General features: G+C 68.3%; 20 protein-coding genes, 2 tRNA genes and 1 riboswitch. Of the genes, 19 read left to right on the top strand and 3 right to left on the bottom strand.

Annotated features, from left to right (window positions below):
* Window positions 1-43: 43 nt before the first annotated feature.
* Window positions 44-144, top strand: a riboswitch (TPP riboswitch).
* From thiM to LVY72_RS21045, 19 genes are all read left to right on the top strand, one after another.
* Window positions 136-981, top strand: a complete 846-nt coding sequence (gene thiM / locus LVY72_RS21135) for a hydroxyethylthiazole kinase (protein ID WP_372463745.1) — start codon at window positions 136-138, stop codon at window positions 979-981. (Overlaps the previous riboswitch by 9 nt.)
* The gene (thiE, locus tag LVY72_RS21130) at window positions 981-1,637 is read left to right on the top strand and encodes a thiamine phosphate synthase (RefSeq protein ID WP_237826219.1); all 657 of its coding nucleotides are present in this window, start codon (window positions 981-983) and stop codon (window positions 1,635-1,637) included. The genes thiM and thiE overlap by 1 nt, the downstream gene beginning before the upstream one ends.
* Window positions 1,637-3,214: a bifunctional hydroxymethylpyrimidine kinase/phosphomethylpyrimidine kinase gene (thiD, locus tag LVY72_RS21125; protein ID WP_237826280.1), complete on the top strand. Its 1,578-nt coding sequence runs from the start codon at window positions 1,637-1,639 to the stop codon at window positions 3,212-3,214. The genes thiE and thiD overlap by 1 nt, the downstream gene beginning before the upstream one ends.
* A 260-nt stretch (window positions 3,215-3,474) precedes the next feature.
* The gene (rplU, locus tag LVY72_RS21120; protein WP_237826277.1) at window positions 3,475-3,783 is read left to right on the top strand and encodes a 50S ribosomal protein L21; all 309 of its coding nucleotides are present in this window, start codon (window positions 3,475-3,477) and stop codon (window positions 3,781-3,783) included.
* A 53-nt stretch (window positions 3,784-3,836) separates the two neighbouring features.
* Complete coding sequence (rpmA, locus tag LVY72_RS21115) at window positions 3,837-4,100, top strand: 50S ribosomal protein L27 (protein WP_237826217.1); 264 nt, start codon at window positions 3,837-3,839, stop codon at window positions 4,098-4,100.
* Between the two features lie 123 nt (window positions 4,101-4,223).
* Complete coding sequence (obgE, locus tag LVY72_RS21110; protein ID WP_237826212.1) at window positions 4,224-5,780, top strand: GTPase ObgE; 1,557 nt, start codon at window positions 4,224-4,226, stop codon at window positions 5,778-5,780.
* A 94-nt stretch (window positions 5,781-5,874) separates the two neighbouring features.
* Window positions 5,875-6,972, top strand: a complete 1,098-nt coding sequence (gene proB / locus LVY72_RS21105; RefSeq protein ID WP_308190854.1) for a glutamate 5-kinase — start codon at window positions 5,875-5,877, stop codon at window positions 6,970-6,972.
* Between the two features lie 51 nt (window positions 6,973-7,023).
* The gene (locus LVY72_RS21100; protein WP_237826208.1) at window positions 7,024-8,349 is read left to right on the top strand and encodes a glutamate-5-semialdehyde dehydrogenase; all 1,326 of its coding nucleotides are present in this window, start codon (window positions 7,024-7,026) and stop codon (window positions 8,347-8,349) included.
* Window positions 8,350-8,574: 225 nt separating this feature from the next.
* Window positions 8,575-8,799 (top strand): hypothetical protein, encoded by a 225-nt coding sequence (locus tag LVY72_RS21095; RefSeq protein WP_237826204.1) that lies wholly within the window; start codon window positions 8,575-8,577, stop codon window positions 8,797-8,799.
* Window positions 8,800-8,807: 8 nt separating this feature from the next.
* Window positions 8,808-9,455, top strand: a complete 648-nt coding sequence (gene nadD / locus LVY72_RS21090) for a nicotinate-nucleotide adenylyltransferase (RefSeq protein WP_269092769.1) — start codon at window positions 8,808-8,810, stop codon at window positions 9,453-9,455.
* Window positions 9,456-9,494: 39 nt separating this feature from the next.
* Window positions 9,495-11,300: a hypothetical protein gene (locus LVY72_RS21085; RefSeq protein ID WP_237826203.1), complete on the top strand. Its 1,806-nt coding sequence runs from the start codon at window positions 9,495-9,497 to the stop codon at window positions 11,298-11,300.
* A gap of 57 nt (window positions 11,301-11,357) precedes the next feature.
* Complete coding sequence (gene rsfS, locus LVY72_RS21080; protein ID WP_237826202.1) at window positions 11,358-11,747, top strand: ribosome silencing factor; 390 nt, start codon at window positions 11,358-11,360, stop codon at window positions 11,745-11,747.
* A gap of 399 nt (window positions 11,748-12,146) precedes the next feature.
* Window positions 12,147-12,219 (top strand) — tRNA-Ala (locus tag LVY72_RS21075).
* 38 nt (window positions 12,220-12,257) lie between these two features.
* Window positions 12,258-12,333: transfer RNA gene (locus tag LVY72_RS21070), tRNA-Ala, on the top strand.
* 160 nt (window positions 12,334-12,493) lie between these two features.
* Window positions 12,494-14,095 (top strand): MFS transporter, encoded by a 1,602-nt coding sequence (locus LVY72_RS21065; RefSeq protein WP_237826197.1) that lies wholly within the window; start codon window positions 12,494-12,496, stop codon window positions 14,093-14,095.
* Window positions 14,092-14,319, top strand: a complete 228-nt coding sequence (locus LVY72_RS21060) for a hypothetical protein (protein WP_237826196.1) — start codon at window positions 14,092-14,094, stop codon at window positions 14,317-14,319. Before LVY72_RS21065 ends, LVY72_RS21060 begins: the two co-directional genes overlap by 4 nt.
* A gap of 170 nt (window positions 14,320-14,489) precedes the next feature.
* Window positions 14,490-15,755: a serine hydrolase domain-containing protein gene (locus LVY72_RS21055; RefSeq protein ID WP_237826194.1), complete on the top strand. Its 1,266-nt coding sequence runs from the start codon at window positions 14,490-14,492 to the stop codon at window positions 15,753-15,755.
* Window positions 15,756-15,795: 40 nt separating this feature from the next.
* Entirely contained in the window at window positions 15,796-17,103 is a 1,308-nt protein-coding gene (locus LVY72_RS21050; protein ID WP_237826193.1) for a serine hydrolase domain-containing protein, read from the top strand.
* Between the two features lie 34 nt (window positions 17,104-17,137).
* Window positions 17,138-17,431 carry a hypothetical protein gene (locus LVY72_RS21045; RefSeq protein ID WP_237826192.1) on the top strand — a complete coding sequence of 98 codons (294 nt, stop codon included), beginning with the start codon at window positions 17,138-17,140 and terminating at the stop codon, window positions 17,429-17,431.
* A gap of 20 nt (window positions 17,432-17,451) precedes the next feature.
* Here LVY72_RS21045 and LVY72_RS21040 read toward each other — a convergent pair whose 3' ends face one another.
* The 3 genes from LVY72_RS21040 to LVY72_RS21030 form a co-directional block, all read right to left on the bottom strand.
* Window positions 17,452-18,537: a metallophosphoesterase gene (locus tag LVY72_RS21040; RefSeq protein WP_237826191.1), complete on the bottom strand. Its 1,086-nt coding sequence runs from the start codon at window positions 18,535-18,537 to the stop codon at window positions 17,452-17,454.
* 22 nt (window positions 18,538-18,559) lie between these two features.
* The gene (locus LVY72_RS21035) at window positions 18,560-20,257 is read right to left on the bottom strand and encodes a SulP family inorganic anion transporter (protein WP_237826188.1); all 1,698 of its coding nucleotides are present in this window, start codon (window positions 20,255-20,257) and stop codon (window positions 18,560-18,562) included.
* Between the two features lie 75 nt (window positions 20,258-20,332).
* Complete coding sequence (locus LVY72_RS21030; RefSeq protein WP_237826185.1) at window positions 20,333-22,069, bottom strand: SulP family inorganic anion transporter; 1,737 nt, start codon at window positions 22,067-22,069, stop codon at window positions 20,333-20,335.
* Window positions 22,070-22,078: the final 9 nt, after the last annotated feature.

Genomic DNA, 22,078 nt, shown 5'->3' with positions numbered 1-22,078 from the left:
GCCGCAACAATGCGGCGGCCCCGGGCCTTTGTTATAGGGTGAAACGAGTGACACGGGGTGCTGGCCCACCGGGCGCAGCTGAGATGAATACCCGTCGAACCTGATCTAGTTCGGACTAGCGAAGGGATGTCGCGGATGGCTATTCGCTACACACCAGAAGACTGTGCCCACCTGCTTTCGGCCGTGCGGACGCAGCAGCCTCTTATCCAGTGCCTCACCAATGCGGTGGTGACGAACTTCACCGCCAATGTCCTGCTGGCTCTCGGTGCCGCCCCGGCCATGGTGGATATTCCCGGCGAGGCCGCGGAATTCGCCCCGGTGGCCTCCGGGGTGCTGGTCAACCTGGGCACGCCCACGCAGTCCCAGCGCGCGGCCATGGTTGAGGCCGCGGAAGCGGCCCGGGCTGCCGGAACCCCGTGGGTGCTGGATCCGGTGGCCGTCGGTGCATTGTCCGTGCGCACCGCGGCGGCGCGCACGCTGGCGGATCTGGGCCCGGCCATTATCCGCGGCAATGCCTCAGAAATCATGGCCCTGGCCGGTGCAGGCACGGGCGGCCGGGGAGTGGATTCGACCGACACACCCGCGGCGGCGGAGGCCGCTGCGCGTTCGCTCGCAACCGCCACGGGTGCTGCAGTGGCGGTCTCCGGCGCACGTGATCTGGTCTTCGGGGCGGACGGCACCGGCGTCGGCATTGCCAATGGCCATGTGCTCTTGACCCGGGTTACCGGCGGCGGCTGCGCGCTGGGCGCGGTGATGGCCGCGTTCCTGGCGGTGACCCCCGACGCCGTCCTGGCCGCCGCGGCGGCCACCGGCACCTACACTGTGGCCGCCGAGCGCGCGGCCCGGCTGGCCTCCGGCCCGGGCAGCTTCGCGGTGGCGCTGCTGGATGAACTGGCCGCCGTAGCACCCGGGGACGTCGCGGCCGCACTGCGGCTTCAGGCCCTGGCACCGGCGGCTCTGCAGCAGCAGGGAGCGCTCTGATGGCCCGGCGGGACCCGGCTTCCTACCTTCCCCTGTACCTGGTGACGGATACCCGGTTGTGTGGGGACCGCGGCACTGCGGCGGTGGTGGCACAGGCAATCGACGGCGGCGTCACCTGCGTGCAGGTGCGGGACAAGCATGCCACGGCCCGGGAGCTGCTGGCGCTGCTGGCTTCGGTGGCCGATGCTGCCGCCGGGCGCGTACCGGTGCTGCTCAACGACCGGGTGGACGTTTATCTGGCGGCACGGGCAGCCGGCCTGGCGGTGGACGGCGTGCATATCGGCCAGTCGGACCTGCCGCCGGAGCTGGTGCGGCAGCTGGCCGGACCGGAAGCCATTGTCGGGCTGAGCGCCGCGACCGGAGTTCAGCTGCGCGAGGCCGCGGGCTTCGCCGCCGGCACCGTGGACTATCTCGGTGTGGGGGCCGTCCATCCCACCTCGACCAAACCGGACCATCCGGAGCCGCTGGGGGTGGCTGGCTTCGCGGCCGCAGCGGCGGCCGCGCCGCTGCCTTGCGTGGCCATCGGCGGCATTACGGCGGCGGATGCCGCCGGCCTGAAGGCGGCCGGTGCGGCCGGCATCGCCGTCGTCTCTGCCATCTGCGCAGCAGGCGACCCGGCTGCCGCGGCACGGAAGCTGGTGGCGCAGTGGAACTGATGCAGCAGGCACAGCAGCTGGGTCCGGAAACTGTTTCGCCGGACAGGGCGGGCGAGCAGGCAGCGGAGCGCGCCGCCGGCTCCGTGGCGCGGGCCGTGCCCCGGGTGCTCAGCATCGCGGGTACGGACCCCACCGGCGGCGCAGGCATCCAGGCGGACCTCAAGAGCATCGCCGCACACGGCGGCTACGGCATGGCCGTTGTCACCGCCCTGGTGGCGCAGAACACCTGCGGCGTCCGGTCCGTCCATACCCCGCCGGCGGACTTCCTGCGCGAGCAGCTGCAGGCGGTCAGCGACGACGTCGTCATCGACGCGGTGAAGATCGGCATGCTGGGGGACGCCGTGGTCGTCCAGGTGGTCAAGGAGTGGCTGGAGCAGGTGCGGCCGCCGGTCGTGGTGCTCGATCCGGTGATGGTCGCCACGAGCAATGACCGGCTGCTGCGGCCCGAGGCCGAGGACGCCCTGCGCGGACTGCTGCCGCTGGTGCACCTGGTCACCCCCAACCTGCCCGAGCTGGCCGTCCTGCTGGATGCGCCGGTCGCGGCCGATTGGGCCCAGGCCTTGGCCCAGGGGCGGGAGCTGTCCCGCCGCTACGGGCTGAAGGTGCTGGTCAAGGGCGGACACCTCCAGGGAGCGGACAGCCCCGACGCCCTGGTGGACGCCGCTGCGGGCCCCGGCCAGGACCTGCTGGAACTGTTCTCGCACCGGGTGGACACGGCGAACACCCACGGTACGGGCTGCTCGCTTTCGGCGGCCATGGCCACGGTCCAGGCCCGTACGCTGGACTGGCCCGAAAGCCTCCGCCGGGTCAAGCACTGGCTGACCGGGGCCTTGGAACGCTCGGACGAACTGGAGGTGGGCCGCGGCCACGGACCCATCCACCATTTCCACCATCTGCAGCCGGCCAGCGGCCAGGCCTTCAGTTCCCGGCTGTGGGGGCTAACCGCCGGGGTGCGTGAGGCGATTATGGCGCTGCCGTTCATCCAGGAACTGTCGGCCGGGACACTGGACGAAGACGACTTCGGCTACTACCTCGCCCAGGACGCCCGGTACCTCAACGGCTACTCCCGCGTGCTGGCCCGGGCCAGCGCCCTCGCGCCCACCGAGGCGGAACAGCTGTTCTGGGCCAAGGGCGCCCACCAGTGCCTGGAGGTCGAAGCGGAGCTGCACCGCAGCTGGCTGTCCGGGCGCGGCGTGTCCGGCGAGTTCGGCCCGGTCACCAAGCAGTACGTGGACCATCTGCAGGCCATCGCCGGCGGCGGCAGCTACGGCGAACTGGTGGCCGCCGTCATCCCTTGCTACTGGCTTTATGCCCACGTGGGGGAGCAGCTGTCCGCCCAGCATTCCGGCGGCCCCGCGGACGGCCATCCGTACGGCGCCTGGCTGCGGACCTATGCGGATGAGGCTTTTGCCGAAGCGTCCAGGCAGGCAGTGGCCATCATGGATGCTGCGGCCGCCGCGGAATCGGAAGCGGGCCGGCTGCGGATGCGCACCGCGTTCGAGCAGTCCTGCCGCTATGAGCTGGATTTCTTCGATGCCCCGCGTGTCTATGCCCGGTCCCGTGTCCAGGGCGGGTAAGCTTGTTGCGGCCTTGGGGCCGGTTCCGCCTCGGGTGGGACGGTTCCTCGGACCGGATGTGGATCCTGCGGTGCGGTGCACCGCCCCGGGCCGCGCCATTTGCGGGAATTAGCCGCCATGGCGTAGGCTGGATCTTCGGTGCGACCGCCTTCGAAGGGAATATCTCGTAGGCGTGACTGCACAGCGCTGAACGGGCGGAGCTGCCGCCCGCGTATCGAAGCGCAGAAATGTACTAGACGTCGAGAGAAGTGAGTTCCCAAGTGGTGTACGCGATTGTCCGCGCCGGCGGCCGCCAAGAAAAGGTTTCCGTTGGAGACTTCGTGACCCTGGACCGCGTCGCCGGTGGAGCCGGCAGCACCATTGAGCTGCCCGCACTGCTCCTGGTCGACGGCGACAAGGTCACCTCCCAGGCTGATGCCCTGTCCAAGGTCACCGTGACCGCCGAGATCATCGAGAATCTGCGCGGCCCGAAGATCGTCATTCAGAAGTACAAGAACAAGACCGGCTACAAGAAGCGCCAGGGTCACCGTTCTGAACTGACCAAGGTCAAGGTCACCTCCATCGCTTAATTGCGCTGCAGGTTCCCGAGAAGTTTTCCAAGACAAAAAGGTAGGCAAAGCCAATGGCACATAAGAAGGGTGCGAGCTCCACTCGCAATGGCCGCGATTCCAACGCACAGTTCCTGGGCGTCAAGCGCTACGGCGGCCAGGTCGTCAAATCCGGCGAGATCATCGTCCGCCAGCGCGGCACCCACTTCCACCCGGGCGCCAATGTTGGCCGCGGCAAGGATGACACGCTCTTCGCCCTCGAGGCCGGCGCCGTCGAATTCGGCACCCGCCGTGGCCGCCGCGTGGTGAACATCGTCGCGGCAGCAGCTGCCGAGTAATCTGCAGCCGACCAAGCTGTGTGGTGAGGCGGGCCATCGGTCCGCCTCACTGCTGTTTAACCAGACTAAAATCACGGGTGGGCATCTGTCGTTGATGCCTGTCCCAGTACCAAGGAGATAATCGTGGCAACATTCGTTGACCGGGTAGTTCTGCATGTATCCGGCGGGACGGGTGGCCACGGGTGTGTCTCCGTCAAGCGCGAAAAGTTCAAGCCCCTCGGCGGCCCGGACGGCGGCAACGGTGGCAACGGCGGGGACGTAATCCTGCGCGTGGACTACCAGACCACCACGCTGCTGGACTACCACCATGCCCCGCACCGCCATGCCACCAACGGCGGCCCCGGGATGGGGGACTGGCGCGACGGCCGCAACGGCGAGACGCTGGTGCTGCCGGTGCCCGATGGCACGGTGGTCAAGAGTCCCGACGGCGAGGTGCTGGCGGACCTGGTCGGCGAGGGCGCCGAGTATGTGGCCGCCGGCGGCGGCCAGGGCGGGCTGGGCAATGCCGCACTGTCCTCGGCCAAACGCAAGGCACCGGGTTTCGCGCTGCTGGGGATCCCGGGGGACGCCCGGGACATCGTGCTGGAGCTGAAGTCGATTGCCGATATCGCCCTGGTCGGGTTCCCGTCCGCGGGCAAGTCCAGCCTGATCGCTGCGATGTCCGCGGCCAGGCCGAAGATCGCCGACTATCCGTTCACCACCCTGGTGCCGAACCTGGGCGTGGTGCAGGCCGGGGATACGCGGTTCACCATTGCCGACGTGCCCGGACTCATCGAAGGTGCCAGCGAGGGCAAGGGCCTGGGCCACAACTTCCTGCGCCATGTGGAGCGCTGCGCCGCCTTGGTGCATGTGCTCGACTGCGCCGCGCTGGAATCGGAGCGCAACCCAGTCGCGGACCTGGAGATCATCGAGGCCGAGCTGGACAAGTATGCGGTGGACATGAGCTATGCGGGCGTGGACGGGGAAGTGGTCCCGCTGAATGAGCGTCCCCGGCTGGTGGTGCTGAACAAGGTGGACATGCCCGACGGTCGGGACATGGCCGAGTTTGTCCGCCCCGAACTGGAGAAGCGAGGCTACCGCGTCTTCGAGGTTTCCGCGATGACGCGCGAGGGCCTGCGCGAGCTGGGCTTCGCCATGGCCGAAATCGTCGAGGCCGCCCGCGAGGCCGTCAAGACCGCTCCGCCGAAGGTCAAGCCGGCGGTCCTGCGCCCGCGTGCGGTCAACGAGACCGGTTTCACCATCCGCCGCGAGGAGAAAGCACTGCAGCCGCTCTTCCGGGTCCTCGGGGACAAGCCGGAGCGCTGGGTCAAGCAGACGGACTTCAACAATGACGAAGCCGTGGGCTACCTGGCCGACCGCCTGGCCAAGCTCGGTGTTGAGGACGGCCTGTTCAAGGCCGGTGCCAAGCCCGGGGACACCGTGGTCATTGGCGGCGAGGACGGAGTGGTCTTCGACTGGGAGCCGACCATGATGGGCGGCGCCGAACTGCTTGCCTCGCCGCGCGGCACCGACCTGCGGCTGGAGGAATTCATCCGGCCCACCCGCGCCCAGAAGCGCGAGGAGTATCAGGACCGCAAGGATGCCAAGGCCGCTGCGCGCGCCGAACTCGAGGCCGAGCGGAAGGCCGGTATCTGGACCGAGTCCTACAAGGAACAGCCCGTCGATGACGATGACAACTGACGCCGGCCGGCCCGGGACCGCGCCGGACGCCGTCGGCACCGCGCAGGCCCGGGACCGGGCCTCGGCGAAGAAGCCGGTGCGGGCGGACCGCGGGCTGCTGCGGACCGCCAAGCGCCTGGTGGTCAAGGTTGGCTCGTCCTCGCTGACCTCGCTGGCCGGCGGCATCTCCGAAGAGGCGCTGCTGGCGCTGGTGGACGTGCTGGCCGAGCGCCGGAATGCCGGCAGCGAGCTCATCCTGGTCTCTTCCGGCGCGATCGCCGCGGGCCTGGCGCCGCTGGGCCTGGGCCGCCGGCCCCGCGACCTGGCCACCCAGCAGGCCGCGGCCAGCGTGGGGCAGGGCCTGCTCATGGCACGGTACACCCAGGCCTTCGGCGCCCACGGCGTCACGGTGAGCCAGGTCCTGCTCACCGCCGAGGACCTGATGCGGCGCCAGCAGTACGCCAATGCCTACCGCGCGCTGAACCGGCTGCTGCACCTTGGCGTCGTGCCGGTGGTCAACGAAAACGATACGGTGGCCACGCACGAGATCCGGTTCGGCGACAATGACCGCCTGGCCGCTCTGGTGGCGCATCTGGTCAAGGCCGATGCGATGGTGCTGCTCTCCGACGTGGACGCGATCTACGACCGTCCGCCGCAGGCCGGCGGGATCCGGATCCCGCTGGTCACTGGTCCCGCGGACCTGGCCCAGGCGAACATCGGCAGCAGCGGCAAGGCCGGCGTCGGCACCGGTGGCATGGTGACCAAGGTCGAGGCTGCGAACATCGCCGCCGGCTCGGGGATCCCCGCCCTGGTGACCTCCACCGCCAATGCCGCGGCGGCGCTGGCGGGCGAGGACGTGGGCACCTGGTTCAGCATCAACGGCTCGCGCCGCACGCCCCGGCTGCTCTGGCTCGCCCATCTGGCCTCCATCCAGGGGCGGCTCATCCTGGACGACGGCGCGGTGAAGGCCGTGCGCGAACGCCACCGGTCGCTGCTGCCGGCGGGCATCACCTCGGTCAAGGGGGACTTCGAGCCCGGTGACCCAGTGGAGTTGGCCGACGCGGAGGGCCAGGTCATCGCGCGCGGGCTGGTGAACTTCTCCTCCTACGAACTGCCGCGGATGCTCGGCCGTTCCACGAAGGAACTGGCCTCCAGCCTCGGCCGCCAGTATGAGCGTGAAGTGGTCCACGTGGACGACCTGGTGGTCCTGTAACGGTGGCGGCCGGTACGCCCTGGCCGGGCGCCGCCTTGTAATATCGAAGGTATGACTGAGACAGCCGTACCCCAGACTACTGACGGAGCCACCGTACCCGAGGCAGGCGCTGCCCCGCGTGACGTCACCGCGGCTGTCCACGCCATCGCGGACCGGGCCCGTACGGCCTCCCGGCTGCTGGCCCGCGCGAACCGGGCGTGGAAGGACCGGGCACTGCTGCAGATTGCCGAGTCGCTGGTGGCCAAGCAGGACCTTGTCATCGCCGCCAACAGGCAGGATCTGGAAGCCGGGCGCAGCAATGGCACCAGTGCCGCCCTGCTGGACCGCCTGAGCCTGGATCCGGGCCGGATCGACGGTCTGGCCGCCGCCCTGCGCAACCTGGCCGGCCTGCCGGACCCGGTGGGCACGGTGGAGCGCGGCCAGACCCTGCCCAACGGCCTGCGCCTGCGCCAGGTCCACGTCCCGATGGGCGTGGTCGCGGCGATCTACGAGGCCCGTCCCAACGTGACCGTGGACATCGCGGGGCTTGCGCTCAAGAGCGGCAACGCGGTCATCCTGCGCGGCGGCAGCGCCGCGGCACACACCAACGCCGCCCTGATCGGCATCATCCGGGATGCCCTGGACCGGGTTGGTCTGCCTGCGGACGCCGTGCAGACCGTGGATGAATACGGCCGGGAGGGCGCCAGCGTCCTGATGCAGGCGCGCGGCCGGGTGGACGTGCTCATTCCCCGCGGCGGCCACGACCTGATCCAGACCGTCGTCACCAATGCCAAGGTTCCCGTGATCGAAACCGGCGAGGGCAATGTCCACATTTTCCTGGACAAGTCCGCCAGCGAGCAGATGGCCGTGGACATCCTGCTCAATGCCAAGACGCAGCGTCCCTCGGTCTGCAACACCGTGGAAACCCTGCTGGTCCACTCCGAGGCCCCCGCCGCCCCCGCCGTGCTCGCCGCATTGGCGGCCGCCGGGGTCCGGCTGCATGTGGACAACCGGGTGGCGGCCCTGCTGCCCGGGGACGCGCAGGGGCAGCCGGCCACCGACGAGGACTGGGGCCGCGAATACATGGACCTGGACTTGGCCGTGGCCATGGTGGACTCCATGGACGAGGCCATCGACCACATCCGCAAATGGACCACCGGCCACACCGAGGCAATCATTACCAATGACCTGGCGAACTCCGAGAAGTTCATCGCGGAGATCGACTCGGCGGCGGTGATTGTCAATGCGTCGACGCGCTTCACCGACGGCGGCGAACTCGGGCTCGGTGCCGAGGTGGGGATTTCCACCCAGAAGATGCATGCCCGCGGACCCATGGGACTGCAGGAACTGACCACCACCAAGTGGATTGTGCAGGGCGACGGCCAGATCCGCAGGTAGCGCCTAACCGCCTCCCACCACTCGCTTCGCTCGCGGCGGGGCCTCGGCGGTCAGCGCCTAACCGCCTCCCACCACTCGCTTCGCTCGCGGCGGGGCCCTCGGCGGTCAGGCTCGTGTTCTGCGGTGTTGCGGAATTCGGATCCAGCCGGGAACCGCGTAACATGGGACTGATTTATTTTTACCGTGCGGCAGGTGCCGCCGGATGATAATTGTTCAGGGAGAACTATGCTGACCCAGGTCCTTGCCGCCGCCGAAGCGGCCGGCGAAGCCCACGTTGAAACCGTGTCCCCGTTCCTCGTTGGAGGCGGGATCTTTGCGGTTTTCCTGCTCCTGATGTTCGCCACCATCGCTTTCCGGAGTGTGGGACAGCGGCACCCGGCAGTCGAGGAACACGCAGATCCCCACCGCCAGCATCCGGCCAAGCACCCGGGCTTCGGCGCCAAGCACTGAACGGCCCCATGGGCCCGTTCAACGCTCCTGCCAGCGCGGCCGGACCGGGGCGTAAGTTCCGGCTCGGCGTGATGGGCGGGACCTTCGATCCCATCCATCACGGCCACCTGGTCGCTGCCAGCGAAGTCGCCGCCGTGTTTGATTTGGACGAGGTGGTTTTCGTCCCGACCGGACAGCCATGGCAGAAGTCCGACCGGGACGTCAGCCCCGCCGAACACCGGTATCTGATGACCGTCATCGCCACGGCATCGAACCCGCGCTTCACCGTGAGCCGGGTCGACATCGACCGGCCGGGCCAGACGTATACCATCGATACCCTGCGGGATCTGCGGGCGGCCCGGCCGGACGCTGAGCTTTTCTTCATCACCGGTGCGGACGCTATGGCGCAGATCGTGTCGTGGAAGGACATGGACGAACTGTGGTCGCTGGCCCATTTCGTGGGGGTCACCCGTCCGGGCCATGTCCTGAACAACCTGGGCCGGGACGATGTCAGCCTGCTCGAGGTGCCTGCACTGGCCATCTCATCGACGGATTGCCGCGAGCGGGTCGAACACGACCATCCCGTCTGGTACCTGGTGCCGGACGGCGTAGTACAGTACATAGCCAAACATCGACTTTACCGCCCGGTAGCTATGGGTGCGGCGGAGTCGAATTAGCACCGCCGAGAAGATCACAGTACGGGGTAGAAGTAGTTCATGAGCCAGGAATCCCAGCCGCCGCGGAGCCGCCGAGAGGCCCGCTTGCAGGCACGCCGTGCGCCGGCTACAGGCTCGGAGCAGCGCGGCCAGCTGGCGGTTGAGACTCCCAAGTCTTTCGACGCCGTTCCGGCCCCGTCCCGCACCGCCGGAACGTCCCGTGCCGACGCCGGGACGGGAACTTCCTCCGGTTCGGCCGAACGCGCATCCCAGGCGCGCGCCCGCGACCGGGAGGCGCGCCAGACGTACAACGCGCTGACCGGCGCCCTGCCCAAGATCGAGCCCGCCTCCGCGCCTATGCCGACCAGGCGCCAGCTCCGGATGCAGCAACTGGAACGCGAACAGGGCAGGACGCCGACGGCAGCTGAAGCGCCTGCGCCGACGCCGGCCCCGACCGCAGCAAGCAGGCCCGCCCCTGTCGCCGCTGCGGAACAGCCCGCCGCGCCGGCCGCGGCTGTGCCGGATGCAGTCCGGAAGCCTGACCGGTCTGCTGTGCAGAGCGGACGCCGGGACCGGCGCGAACGCCGGCGGTCCGGTCCCGCTGCCGATGCAGCCGTGGAAGCGTTGTCCGCCGACGAGGCCCTGGCCGCCCGCGAAGAGGTGCTGGGCCACGCTGCCGACCTGGCCAGCATGATCGAGGCCGAGGCCGCTCAGGATCCCAGCAAGGTGGACCTGAAGCTGCTCGCCGAACAGAAGGCGCTGGCTGAACGGGCCGCGATCCTCAACCGCAGGGCCGCGGACAAACTGCGGCTGAGCCAGGAAACCAAGCAGGGCGGGCCGGCCGCAGATAAGCCCGCAGCCCGGCGGGATCCGGTCTCGGCACCGATGGAATTCGTGACGCTGCCTGGCAGCGACCGCCAGGTGATGCGGCCGGCCGTGACCACCTACGTGCCGGTAGCCACCGATCCGACTCCCGCCCAGCCTGCCGGTACCAGGGGAGCATCAAGGCCGGCCGCTGCCACACCGCAGTCCGGATCAACGCCGCCTGCGAAGGAGCAGCCCAGCCGGAGCGTGCCCAGGACCGTGGCGGTGCCCAAGGCGGCCCCGGCCGCAAAGTCCGGACCGGACCTGGGGGCCGTTCGCGCAGCCCAGGCCAGGCCCGACAGCAGTACCAACACGGCGCGGCGCACCGAGTCGGTTACCACCGTGAAGCCGGCCCCCAAGCCCTCGGCCGCTCCTGCCACGGAACCCGTGTCCGTGGTCCGGTCCGCAGCCAAACCTGCGGCCGCCGGCCCGACGTCGCCGGCCCGGCCGGCCCCGGCATCTGGCGCCCGCTCGCGGTTGCTTGCCAAGGCCGAAGCGGCAGCCGGAGGTACCTCCGCCGTGCCGCCGGCAGCCGGCACAGTGCCGCCTGCGGCCGTCGTCGTGCCTCCGGCCGCCGGTGCGGCCTCCTCCCGGCGCTCTGCCGCGCCGGCCACGCGGCGAAGCGAAGCCGCGCCGACGCGCCGCGCCGATGCCCCGGCGCGCCGCACTGAGCGACCCGAAGCGCCGGCGACCCGGCGGGACGCGGTTCCGACGTCCCGGCGTACTGAAGCGCCGACCGCCCGGGCAACCGAAGCACCGGCGACCCGGCGGAGCCAGACCCCGTCCACGCGCCGCCGGGAGGTTCTGTCTGCCGCCGTCGTGGCAGGCGACGTCCAGCCGCTGCGGGCGACCCGCGCACACGGGCTGGAACCACTGGACGCACGCACAGCCGGACTGGCTAAGGCCAATCGGGACCGGCTGCTGGTCATTGGTGCCCTGGCCATGGGCGGACTGGCTTTCGCCCTTGGCCTGATCATGATGATCATCGGATTGAGCAACTGACACAGCAGTTGCGGCCATTACCTCTCATGCCGCCGGCAGCCACCACAAAGGAGTCCCGTGACCGCCACCGAAAAATCCATTGAAATTGCCCGCGCCGCAGCCAAAGCGGCCTCAGCCAAGATCGCCCGGGACATTGTCGCCATCGATGTCAGCGACCGGCTGGCCATCACCGACGTGTTCCTGATCGCCTCGGCGCCGAACGAACGCCAGGTGAATGCGATCGTGGACGGTATCGAGGAGGAACTCCACAAGCAGGACCTGCGCCCGGTGCGCCGCGAGGGCCGTTCCGAAGGCCGGTGGGTGCTGCTGGACTATGCCGAAGTGGTGATCCACGTCCAGCACGAGGAGGACCGGGTCTTCTATGCCCTCGAGCGGCTGTGGAAGGACTGCCCGGCCATCGACCTGCAGTTGGAAGAGGCGCCGGCCCAGGCCGCGGAAGCGGAGTGAGCCCAGGCGCCTAGTATGGCGGCCGCCGTTGGCGGCTGCCGGTCGAGCAGCCGGCCCCTCCGGGGTCCGGCTGCTTTGCTGTTTAAGGGCGAGGGCGAGGGCGAGGGCGAGGGCGAGGGCGACGGCGACCGGGCGACGGCGACCGGGCGGTGCCGGTGGCTGTCCCGTCCCGCCCGACGGGCCCGGGCGGGCCCTCCTGCCCAGCAGCGAAATCGGGTGCCGGCATCCGCGCAGGTCAGCAGATGGCGTGAAAGCTAAAGACGGGCGGGGAGGCCCAATCCAGGGCGTGGCCCAGCACCCAAATCCGCTCCGCCACGCGGTGGGCCACCTCGATTTGGAATCCGCGCGGAAGTCTGTCTAGAATATTCAAGTTGCTTTCGAGGAAAGCGATCCGGAAACGGGGCTGTGGCGCAGCTGGTAGCGCACCTGCATGGCATGCAGGGGGTCAGGGGTTCGAGTCCCCTCAGCTCCACTGACGAGGCACTCTTTAGGGATGTCCGTCTCCGGTAAGGGGCTGTGGCGCAGCTGGTAGCGCACCTGCATGGCATGCAGGGGGTCAGGGGTTCGAGTCCCCTCAGCTCCACCATCATGGTGGCTGGCAAAGGCCAGTACTTTCGATACGGATCCGACGTTCCGGATGGCCGTGTTCTCCGAATCGGGGTTTTCCCGGAAACGGTTTCGAGCAGTCCCACATCTCACCTATTTCAGATGATCACCCATGCCCGGGCAAAGCCTAGGCTGCGGATATGACTACTGCGGGTAGCAGTGCGGGCGAGCGCCAGCAGAGCAGGAGCGAGCGGCTGCTCGCCCTCTTGCTGTCCATGGCGATGTTCGTGCTGGTCGTTGATACGTCAATTATGAACGTCTCGATTTCGGCGGTGACGCGGGACTTGGGCACCACGGTCAGCGGTGTCCAGTCCGCAATCGCCTTGGAGGCATTGGTCTCCGCGGCGTTCATCCTGATCGGCAGCAAGGTCGGAGACCTGATCGGGCGGAAGAAGGCCTACATCCTGGGGCTGTGCGGTTACGCAATCGGGGCCTTGGCGATGGCGCTCGCCCAGAGCCTCACCGCTGTCATCGTGTTCTGGGCGATTATCGGTGGGCTCGGCGCATCGCTGCTGCTGCCCGCCATGCAGTCCTTGGTCCATGGCAATTTCGAAGGACCCGCCCAGCGGAAGGCGTATGCCCTGGTCGGGGCGGCAGCGGCGATTGCCGCCGCCGTGGGACCGCTGCTCGGCGGCTTCATCACTACCTACCTGTCCTGGCGGATCGCGTTCCTGTTCGAGGTCGTTGTCATCGCGGTCGTGCTGTCCGGCATCAAACTCGTGCATGATGTGGCATATGAGGGACCTCGCAGCCTGGACCTGATCGGCGCCTTGTTCTCGATCCTGGGCATGGGCGGCCTGGTGCTAAGCATCCTGGCCTGGCAGGAGGGTGGCGAAGCTGTCGGCCTGCTGTTTGCCATTGGCGCTATCGCGATGGCCCTGCTGGCCTACTGGCTGGTCTCGCGCAAACGTCAAAGCAGGACAGTCCTGCTGGATCCCGACCTTTTCAAAGCCAAGGGCTACCGTCTGGGCATCTCCGGGCAAATGCTGCAGCAGATCTCCTTGGGCGGCATCATGATCGCGCTGCCGATCTACCTGCAGATGGTGCTCGAGTACAACGCTATGCAGGCGGGGCTGTCGCTGGCCCCGCTCTCGCTGACCATGTTCGGCGTAGCGCTGCTCGCCGGGAAGAAGGCGGGAAACCGGCGGGCGGCCGCCATCATCCGGTGGGGGTTCCTGCTGGCCGCCATTGGGATGGGATTCCTCATCTTCATCGTGCCGCGCGCAGACTCCGGCTGGTACCTCGTTGGCCCGCTGGTGCTGGTCGGCTCGGGACTGGGCTTGCTGGTGTCCCAGCTCAACAACTACACCCTTGCACCGATCTCGGAGGAACGAGTCAGCGAGGCCGCCGGGGTGAACTCCGCGGCCGGCTCCTTTGGGCTGTCATTCGGTCTGGCCTTCGCCGGCGCGATCATGCTGGCCACGCTTGCTACCACGTTCACCACCATGGCGGAGCAGAGCGACGTGCTCCCGCCGGCCGAACAGCAGCAGGTCGCCCAGGTGCTCGAGGAGGACGCGCAAGTGATGAGCAATTCCCAGCTTGAGCAGTTGCTCGTTGATCAACCGCCGCAGATCCGGGACGAAATCATCCGCATCAACACCGAGGCCCGGCCGCTCGCTCTCCAAGTGGCGCTTCTCATTCCGTTGCTCGCCACGCTGATCGGTTTGGTGAACTCGTTCCGGATGATGCGTTTGCCGGATCCCACGCCGTCGGACGGGAGCCAGGACACCGTCCTGGGGTGATGGCCTACCCATATGAGGCGGCGTTGGCCCGTGCCGTGCTGGGTGGCGTCGCCGGGGCGCGGTGCCGCGGCACCGGCGGTGAATGGATCCAGCAGACAGTGACGAGGCTCCTGTGCCATCATGGCAGCTACGCAGTGCCCTTCGACGTGCTGTGCGCAGCACTGGAGCAACCATGGGACGCTTCACCAGTGATGAACCCAGAGACGCGCCCGGCCGGACAGTGACGGCGTACCGGGGTCCACGCACTGCGTCCGGACAGAGGGGGAGTCCCAGAGGCCGCAGCACGGCATTCTCCGGCGCGCTGGCGGCGGTGTCCTGCGTGCTGCTGTGTGCGTGCACGACGACGGCGCCCGTACCTGCCGGCTCCGTGCTGCCGTCCGCCACGGCGGCGGGGATGCCGGCGTCAGCTGCCGGCGCATCCGCGACGCCCTCGGCCACAGCCCCCGCGACGGCGGCGTCTGTCCCGTTCCCGGCCCCCGTCCTGACGGCGCCCACGGCCAAGCCCACGGCCACCGCGGTTCCCCGCAACCCGGCGCTGCGACCGCTGGACGCACGCGCCCTGCAGAAGACGGTCAGGTCCCTGGCCGCCGAGCTGATGGTGCCCGGCGCCGTCGTCCTGGTGCAGACGCCCGCGGGGGAGTTCAGCTACGCCTACGGAACCAGGACCTACCGCGGAACCACTCCGGTCGGCCTGGCGGACCATATCCGGATTGGCTCCATCACCAAGACCTGGACCGGCACCGTGATCCTCCAACTCGTCCAGGAAGGCAAGTTGAAACTGGATGACCCGGTCTCGAAGTACCGCCGCGGCGTGCCCAACGGCAGGAAGATCACCATTGCCCAACTGCTGGACATGCGCAGCGGACTGTACAGCTACAGTGAGACCCCCGAGCTGAATGAGGCGATCGACGCCCGGCCGGGCAGGGTCTGGGCGCCGGCGGACCTGCTGGCCCTGGCCTGGACCCAGCGACCCTACTTTGCGCCGGACAATGGGTTCTACTACTCCAACACCAACGCCATCCTGCTCGGCCTGATTGCCGAAAAGCTGGACGGCAAGCCGCTGGCCCGGATCTTCCAGGACCGCCTGTTCACCCCGTTGGGAATGAAGGACAGTATGTTCCCCGCCGCGGAGTCAGGCGGCATCCCCGCACCACATCCGCAAGGCTACATGTACGGCACCAACACTGAGACGCTGTACAGCCAGGGACTCCCGGCCTTCCTGCAGCAGCGGGCCCGGGCCGGATCGCTGAAACCGGGCGACGTCACGGCGTTGAACCCATCCTGGATCTGGGCCGCCGGCGCCGGGGTCTCCAGCGCCGCGGACCTGGCCACCTGGGCCCGGGCACTGGCGGCCGGGAAGCTGCTGAACGCCCGCCAGCAGCGCACCCGGCTGGCCAGCACCGAATCACCGGCCGCCGGCACCTTGGGCATTGCCCGGTACGGCCTGGCCCTGGCCAAGTTCGGTGGGCTCTACGGCCACGCCGGCGAACTGCCGGGCTTCAGCACCTTCGCCGGCTATGATCCGGCCAACCATGTCACGTTGGTGGTCTGGGCCAACCTCACCCCGGCCCCGGACGGCCGCAGCCCGGCCACCACCATCGCCCGCGCCGTCGCCAGGCAGGTGTACGCCGGTCCGGCGGGAATGGAACCACTCCGATGAGCCCGGCCCGCCCGGCCCGTACGAGTAAGGAGCTACATCCATGGGAGATTTCCTCTGGTCACATCCCTGGCGCACGGTCCTGGGACTGGGCGCTGCCGCCACGCTCATTGTGGTAACCGGTTCCGCCGGGCCCGGCACTGTGTCGCCGGACCGGACGCCCACGGCCGTGTCGCAGACGGCGGAACAACCGAGCCGGCAGTCGGATCCGGAATCGGCTTCCGGCGGCGGGGAGCAGCAGGCAGAGATGGACAAACTCCTGCGTTCCTTATTGTCCCGGCACAACCTCGCCGCGCTCATCGTGCGGGCGACCAAGGACGGCCAGGTCCTCTACGAGGGTGCCGCCGGCGAAACCATGACCGGAGTGGCCGCCACGCCGCAGATGCACTTCCGCAACGGTGCCGTAGCCTTTACTTACATGAGCACCATCCTGCTCAAGCTGGTGGACGACCAGAAGCTGCATTTGCATGACAAGCTCTCGCAGTATTATCCCGATCTGCCCCACGCCGACGCGGTCACCTTGAAGATGCTCGCCAACATGACCGCCGGCTATGCGGACTATGTCTACCAGCCCGAGATCCTGGACGGGATCTCCCGTAATCCGTTCCAGCAGTGGACCACCGACGAACTGATCCGGATCGGGACGTCGAAACCGATGATGTTCGAGCCCGGCACCAACTGGGGCTATTCGCACACCGACTACGCCATCCTGGCCCGGGTGCTGGAGAAGGCTTCGGGCGTCTCCATGGACCAGCTGATGCGGACCTACATCATCGACCCGCTGAAGCTGACGCAGACGCAGAGCCTGGCCACGCCGGTAGTGCCCGAACCGGTGCTGCACAGCTTCACCTCCGAGCGCCGCCAGGCCTTGGACATCCCGGCAGGCACGCCCTTCTACGAAGAAGCCACCTTCTGGAATCCCTCGTGGACCACCGCCGGCGGTGCCGTCCAGGTCTCCGATATCGCGGACGTGGCCACGTCCATAGCCGCAGTGGGGGAGGGCACCTTGCTCTCGAGCGCCTCACACAGCGCCCAGGTGTCACCGGAACTGGCAGGATTCGGCAAGGAGGTGCCCGGCTGCGCAGCCTGCCGGGCGAACACCGAGGCGGCGTCCTACGGCCTTGGCGTCATCCTGCGCGGGCCTTGGATCACCCAGGACAAGCTCTTCGCCGGCGCCGGAGCGGCGGCCGGCTACCTGCCCCCCGAGAAGCTGTCGATCGCCGTGGCCACCACCTACGCGTCCAGCGCGTTCGACGCCGAGGGCAATTATGTCGAGGCCGACGGCGCCATCCTGGCCGAAGTGGCGAAGAAGCTCGCTCCAGAGCAGCCGATACCGCAGCCGGAACAGTAGCCGTCCGTATCAGCAACAACATAAGGAGGCCATCATGGCGATCGCTGCCATCGTGGAGTTTCCGGAAGCAACCTTGGCGCAGTATGACGAGGTGATCCGAAGACTGCATTCGACGCCGGGAGGTTCGGCTCCTGCAGGCAGGCTGTTCCACTGGGTGGCCAGCACCCGCCCCGGCATCCGCATCACGGACGTCTGGGAGAGCCGGGAACAGTTCGACGCCTTCTACCGGGACCACGTCGACCCAATCGCCGCCGACGAGGGTCTGCATTTCGGGGATACCACTTTCGTCGGCGTGCACAACTACCTGGCGGCCGGCCCGCCGACCTAGCATCTCCCGCAGGAGAACTGTCAGCGCCGGCGCAGGGTGAACTGGTCGCGGAAGCCGTTTCCGGCGGCCGGGACAAACGCGGCGGACAGTGCTGTCCGGGTCACATGCACGTCCAGTACCCCGTATGTCGGTTCGACGTTTTCGGCGGAGTAGGCAGCGAAATACGGCGCTTCCGGATCCTGCAGGTTCAGGTTGCGCAGTTCCTTGCCGCCGGTGCCGACCGTGGCGAACACGGTGCCGGCCCCGGCATCGAACGGACCTGACTTGTCCCGGATGCAGGCGTTAAGGGCAGCGCCCGCGGCCAGCGAGGGGCAGCCCGGCCCCAGGCCGAGCTGGACGGTGCGCTGGTAGAAGTGCTCGTGGCCGTGCAGCACCAGATCCACCTTCTTCTGCACCAGCAGGTTGGTCATGTCCTGGCCCAGGCCGCAGCCGTACCTGCCCAGGCTGTGGCACGGCTTGTGCGCACCCACCACTACCCAGGGGATGCCGGCGGACCGCGCGGAGTCGATCGCCTCCGCCGTCCAGCGGTACTGCGGGCTGCCTGCCGTGTAGTCGGTGTCGCTGGAATCGGGGAATTGCAGACCGGGAGAGATCATGATCAGCCGGAGGACCGGGTCCTGCTGCGGCACGTCCACGTACCACTGGCGCCCGTAGGTTCCGACCAGCCCGGGCAGCCGGTTGGGCAGGCAGCGGACGAACTCGGCGATGTCGCCGTCTGCGCCGTCGCTCTCGTGGTTGCCGGAAATGAGCTCGAAGGGATGCTCCGGCCCGACTGCGTCGGTGACCAGACGGCACCAGTCGCGCTCGCTGGCCGTCTCGCCGTAGGAGAAGTCGCCCAGGGCCAGGCTCAGGTCCGGCTGCAGCCGGGCGGTTTCGGCCAGGACCGCTTTGGTGTGCTCATTGGCGCCGAAGTCGCCTGCCGCGGTGAAATGCACCGAGGTCCCGTCTGCTGGCTTCGTGGCCGGCGCCGCGGACGGAATCGAGGTGCCGGCCTGCGGCAATTCTGTCGGCGGGCTGCAGCCGGAGAGCACCAACGCCCCGGCCAGGACCGCCGCGCAAAACACCGGCAGCACTGGCCGGACGCTCGTCGATTGCCTCATAGCCATGCCATCACCTCTGGTGAGTACGCTAGTCGTCCAGGTCCCCTTTGTAGGCCTTGACCGCGTTATTGGTTGTCGGAAAGAAATGGTCCGGCCCGAACCGGCTGCCCACCCCGAACTTCACCAGTCGGTCCTTGACCGGCCCCTTCATCTCGGCAAACACCAGATCGATACCCTCCTGCTCCAGGTGCTTGTCCAGTTCGACCAAGGTATCGGTGGCCGTGGTGTCCAGGCCGGTGATCGGTTCGGCGGCCACAATGACCATGAGGACAGGCTCCGGAGCCTCGGCCACCAGGCCTCTGATGTAGTCGCTGAACAGGGTGCTGTTGGCAAAGAACAGCGGCGCGTCGAAGCGGGCGATGACCAGCCCCGGAATCCGTTCCCCCTCAGGGTGCCTGTCGATGTCGTGGAATCCCGGCACGTCGCCTACCTTCACCAGTTCCGTCCGGTAGGGGCTCCAGGCCTGCCGCACAAAGGCCAGCAAAGCCAGCCCGACCGCGATGGCAATGCCTTGGAGCACTCCCACGAAAACAACGCCGAGGAAGGCCGCAATGAGCAGCACCGTTTCGGTCCGGCTCATCCGGGCCAGCCGCACCAAGGTCTTGATATCCACAATCGAGGCGACGGCGGCGATCACGACGGCGGCCAGCGTGCTGGAGGGCAGGAACGCCATCAGGCCCGGTGCCAACAGCATAAAGACCGCCACCAGCAGGGCCGCCACGAAACCTGCCAACTGGGTGCGGGCGCCGGCCTCGATCGAGACCGGCGTACGTGAGGTGCTGGCGCTGATCGGGAATCCGCCCAGGACGCCGCCGGCAAGGTTGGCTACCCCCAGGGCACCCATTTCCTGGCTGCCGTCCACCCGGTAGCCATAACGGTCGGCCAGCGTCCGGGACAGCACACCGGTGTCCGCGAACGCGATCAGGGCAATCCCGGCCGCGGGTCCGATCAGCGACGCAAGATCCGACGGCTGCAGCCCGGACAGTGCAGGAGCAGGAAGCCCCTGGGGCAGGGCACCAACGACGGGCACGACGTCGGTGAGCCCCAGCACCGCCGTCGCAATCATGGAGCCGGCCACGGCCACAACAATGCCCGGAAACTTCCAATGCAGCAGTTTGGGAATGCCGATGGCCACGAGGGAGGCCAGCCCGATCAGGAACGCCGTAGCGTTGATGCCTCCGGCGGCAACGGCGTTCAGCACCTGCCCGAAGTGGTCCCACGTTGATTCGGCCGATCCGGAGACTCCCATGAGTTTCGGCAGTTGGCTGGCGAAGACCACCAGGGCGATGCCGTTCAGGTAACCGACCCGGACAGGTTTGGACAGCAGTCCGGTGACGAAGCCCAGGTTCAGGGCGCGCCCGACGATGAGAATGAGGCCGGTGAGGATGGCGAGCAGTCCGGCCAGGGCAACGGCCCGGTCCGTGTCGTCCACGGCGAGCGGCAGCACTGCCGCGGCGATCATCGGGGCCAGCGACGAGTCCGGCCCGATCACCAGCACTTTGGACGGGCCGAAGACCGCATAGGCCAGCAGCGGGATGATCGTGGCATAAAGACCGGTGACCGGCGGCAGCCCGGCGGCTTCGGCGTAGGCCATCCCCGCCGGGATGAGCAAGGTGAACAAGGCCGCTCCGGCCACCAGATCGGAGCGCAGCCACGAGCGGTCGTATTCCAGCGCGACGCCGATTCCGGGAACGAACCGGTCAATCCATTTGCGCTGCACGCTCACGGACCTCTCGTCTTTCTCCTTGCCGCCGTGCAGGAAACCACCTGACCGGGCCCGGAACCCATTCAGCCGGTCCCGTCAGCCGGTCCCGGATCCGTTGCCGCCCACGGAGCGGAGGGCGCTCTCGATGGTGGGGAAGAAATTTTCCGGTCCGAACCGGGCGCCCACACTCAGCCGCGCCAGACGGTCCTTGACCGGCCCCTTCATTTCGGCGAACACCAGGTCGATGCCATGCTGCTCCAGGTACTTGTCCAGCTCCACCAGGTCATCCAAGGCGGTGGTATCGATTCCGGTAATCGCTTCGGCTGCCACCACCACGCGGTGTACGGGTCCGGGAGCCTGATCCACCAGTTCACGGATGTGGGCGGCGAAAACGGCGCCGTTGGCGAAGAACAGCGGCGCGTCGAAGCGGGCGATGATCAATCCGGAGATGCGCGTGCCATCCGGGTGGCGGTCCACATCATGGTAGCCGGGCATGCCCGGGACCCGGACCAGTTCGGTTCGGTAGGGGTTCCAAGCGCGCTGCACGAAGGCCAGCAGGGACAGCGCGATGGCCACGAGGATGCCCTGCAGCACGCCCACCACGGCGACGCCCAGGAAAGCGGAAAACATCAGCACGGTCTCGGTCCTGCTCGCCCGCCACATCAGGCGCAGGCCGGCGATGTCGACCATGGACCCCGCCGCAACAATGATGACGGCGGCCAGCGTGGTGACCGGCAGGTAAGCAGTGACGCCGGGAGCCAACAGCATGAAGGCGACCAGCAGCGTCGCGGCGACGACGCCGGTCAACTGGGTCCGCGACCCGGCCTGGATCGCCACCGGGGTACGGGAAGTACTGGAGGACACCGGGAAGCCGCCGAACAGCCCGGAGGCCACGTTGGCGACGCCCAGGGCACCCAGTTCCGCGTTGCCGCTGACCGATTCGCCCCGCCGTGCTGCGATCGTCCGGGACAGCACGCCGGTGTCCGCGAAGGCGATCAGCGCGATGCCGGCGGCCGGGCCGGCCAGCGCCGCGACATCGGGCCAGGCCAACCCGGATAATGCGGGCGCGGGCAGACCCGGCGGGAGGGCGCCGACCATGGGCAGCTTGTCGGTCAGGCCGAAGATAAAGGTGACCGCCACGGCAGCCACCACGGCCAGCATGGTGCCGGGGATCCTCAAGTGCAGCCAGGACGGGAGTTTGATCAGCACCAGGCATCCCAGTCCCATCAACAGGGCCACCGGATTGAAGGCGCCGGAGATGAGCGCGGCGGCGCTGCCGGTCAGTTCCGCCCAGATGGTTTCGCCGGGGACCGAGATGCCCAGCAGCTTGGGCAGCTGGCCGGCGAAAACCACCAGCGCGATCCCGTTGAGGTAGCCGAGCCGGATGGGTTTGGACAGCAGGTCGGTGACGAAGCCAAGGTTCAGGAAGCGGCCCAGGACCATCAGCAGCCCCACGATGATGGCCAGCAGCCCGGCCAGGGCCACGGCCCTGTCGGTGTTGCCGAGGGCCAGCGGCAGGATGGCCGCGGCGATCATGGGCCCGAGCGAGGAATCGGGACCCAGGACGAGTACCTTCGACGGGCCGAACAGCGCGTAGGCCAGCAGCGGCAGGATGGTGGCGTAGAGCCCGGTCACCGGGGGCAGCCCGGCCAGTTCCGCGTAGGCCATGCCTGCCGGTATCAACAGGGTGAAGAGCGTGAGGCCGGCCACCAGGTCGGGCCTCAGGTCGCCGCGGCGGTAGTTCCGGGCGGCATTGATCCCGGGAACATAGCTATCGACCCAGGGGTGCTGCCTGGTGGGAGTCGCGTTCCGCGTCCGGCGGGCATGGCCCATAGATGGAGT

Source organism: Arthrobacter hankyongi, assembly GCF_022012395.1.
GTDB lineage: Bacteria > Actinomycetota > Actinomycetes > Actinomycetales > Micrococcaceae > Crystallibacter > Crystallibacter hankyongi.
Note: the sequence above shows the minus strand (reverse complement) of the source record. Positions and strands in the feature narration are given on the sequence as shown.

Excerpts from the sequence above, each read along its gene's own strand:
- thiM (WP_372463745.1), top strand. The coding sequence starts at position 136 with ATGGCTATTCGCTACACACCAGAAGACTGTGCCCACCTGCTTTCGGCC.
- thiE (WP_237826219.1), top strand. The coding sequence starts at position 981 with ATGGCCCGGCGGGACCCGGCTTCCTACCTTCCCCTGTACCTGGTGACG.
- thiD (WP_237826280.1), top strand. The coding sequence starts at position 1,637 with ATGCAGCAGGCACAGCAGCTGGGTCCGGAAACTGTTTCGCCGGACAGG.
- rpmA (WP_237826217.1), top strand. The coding sequence starts at position 3,837 with ATGGCACATAAGAAGGGTGCGAGCTCCACTCGCAATGGCCGCGATTCC.
- LVY72_RS21100 (WP_237826208.1), top strand. The coding sequence starts at position 7,024 with ATGACTGAGACAGCCGTACCCCAGACTACTGACGGAGCCACCGTACCC.
- LVY72_RS21095 (WP_237826204.1), top strand. The coding sequence starts at position 8,575 with ATGCTGACCCAGGTCCTTGCCGCCGCCGAAGCGGCCGGCGAAGCCCAC.
- nadD (WP_269092769.1), top strand. The coding sequence starts at position 8,808 with ATGGGCCCGTTCAACGCTCCTGCCAGCGCGGCCGGACCGGGGCGTAAG.
- LVY72_RS21085 (WP_237826203.1), top strand. The coding sequence starts at position 9,495 with ATGAGCCAGGAATCCCAGCCGCCGCGGAGCCGCCGAGAGGCCCGCTTG.
- LVY72_RS21065 (WP_237826197.1), top strand. The coding sequence starts at position 12,494 with ATGACTACTGCGGGTAGCAGTGCGGGCGAGCGCCAGCAGAGCAGGAGC.
- LVY72_RS21055 (WP_237826194.1), top strand. The coding sequence starts at position 14,490 with ATGCCGGCGTCAGCTGCCGGCGCATCCGCGACGCCCTCGGCCACAGCC.
- LVY72_RS21050 (WP_237826193.1), top strand. The coding sequence starts at position 15,796 with ATGGGAGATTTCCTCTGGTCACATCCCTGGCGCACGGTCCTGGGACTG.
- LVY72_RS21045 (WP_237826192.1), top strand. The coding sequence starts at position 17,138 with ATGGCGATCGCTGCCATCGTGGAGTTTCCGGAAGCAACCTTGGCGCAG.
- LVY72_RS21040 (WP_237826191.1), bottom strand. The coding sequence starts at position 18,537 with ATGGCTATGAGGCAATCGACGAGCGTCCGGCCAGTGCTGCCGGTGTTT.
- LVY72_RS21030 (WP_237826185.1), bottom strand. The coding sequence starts at position 22,069 with ATGGGCCATGCCCGCCGGACGCGGAACGCGACTCCCACCAGGCAGCAC.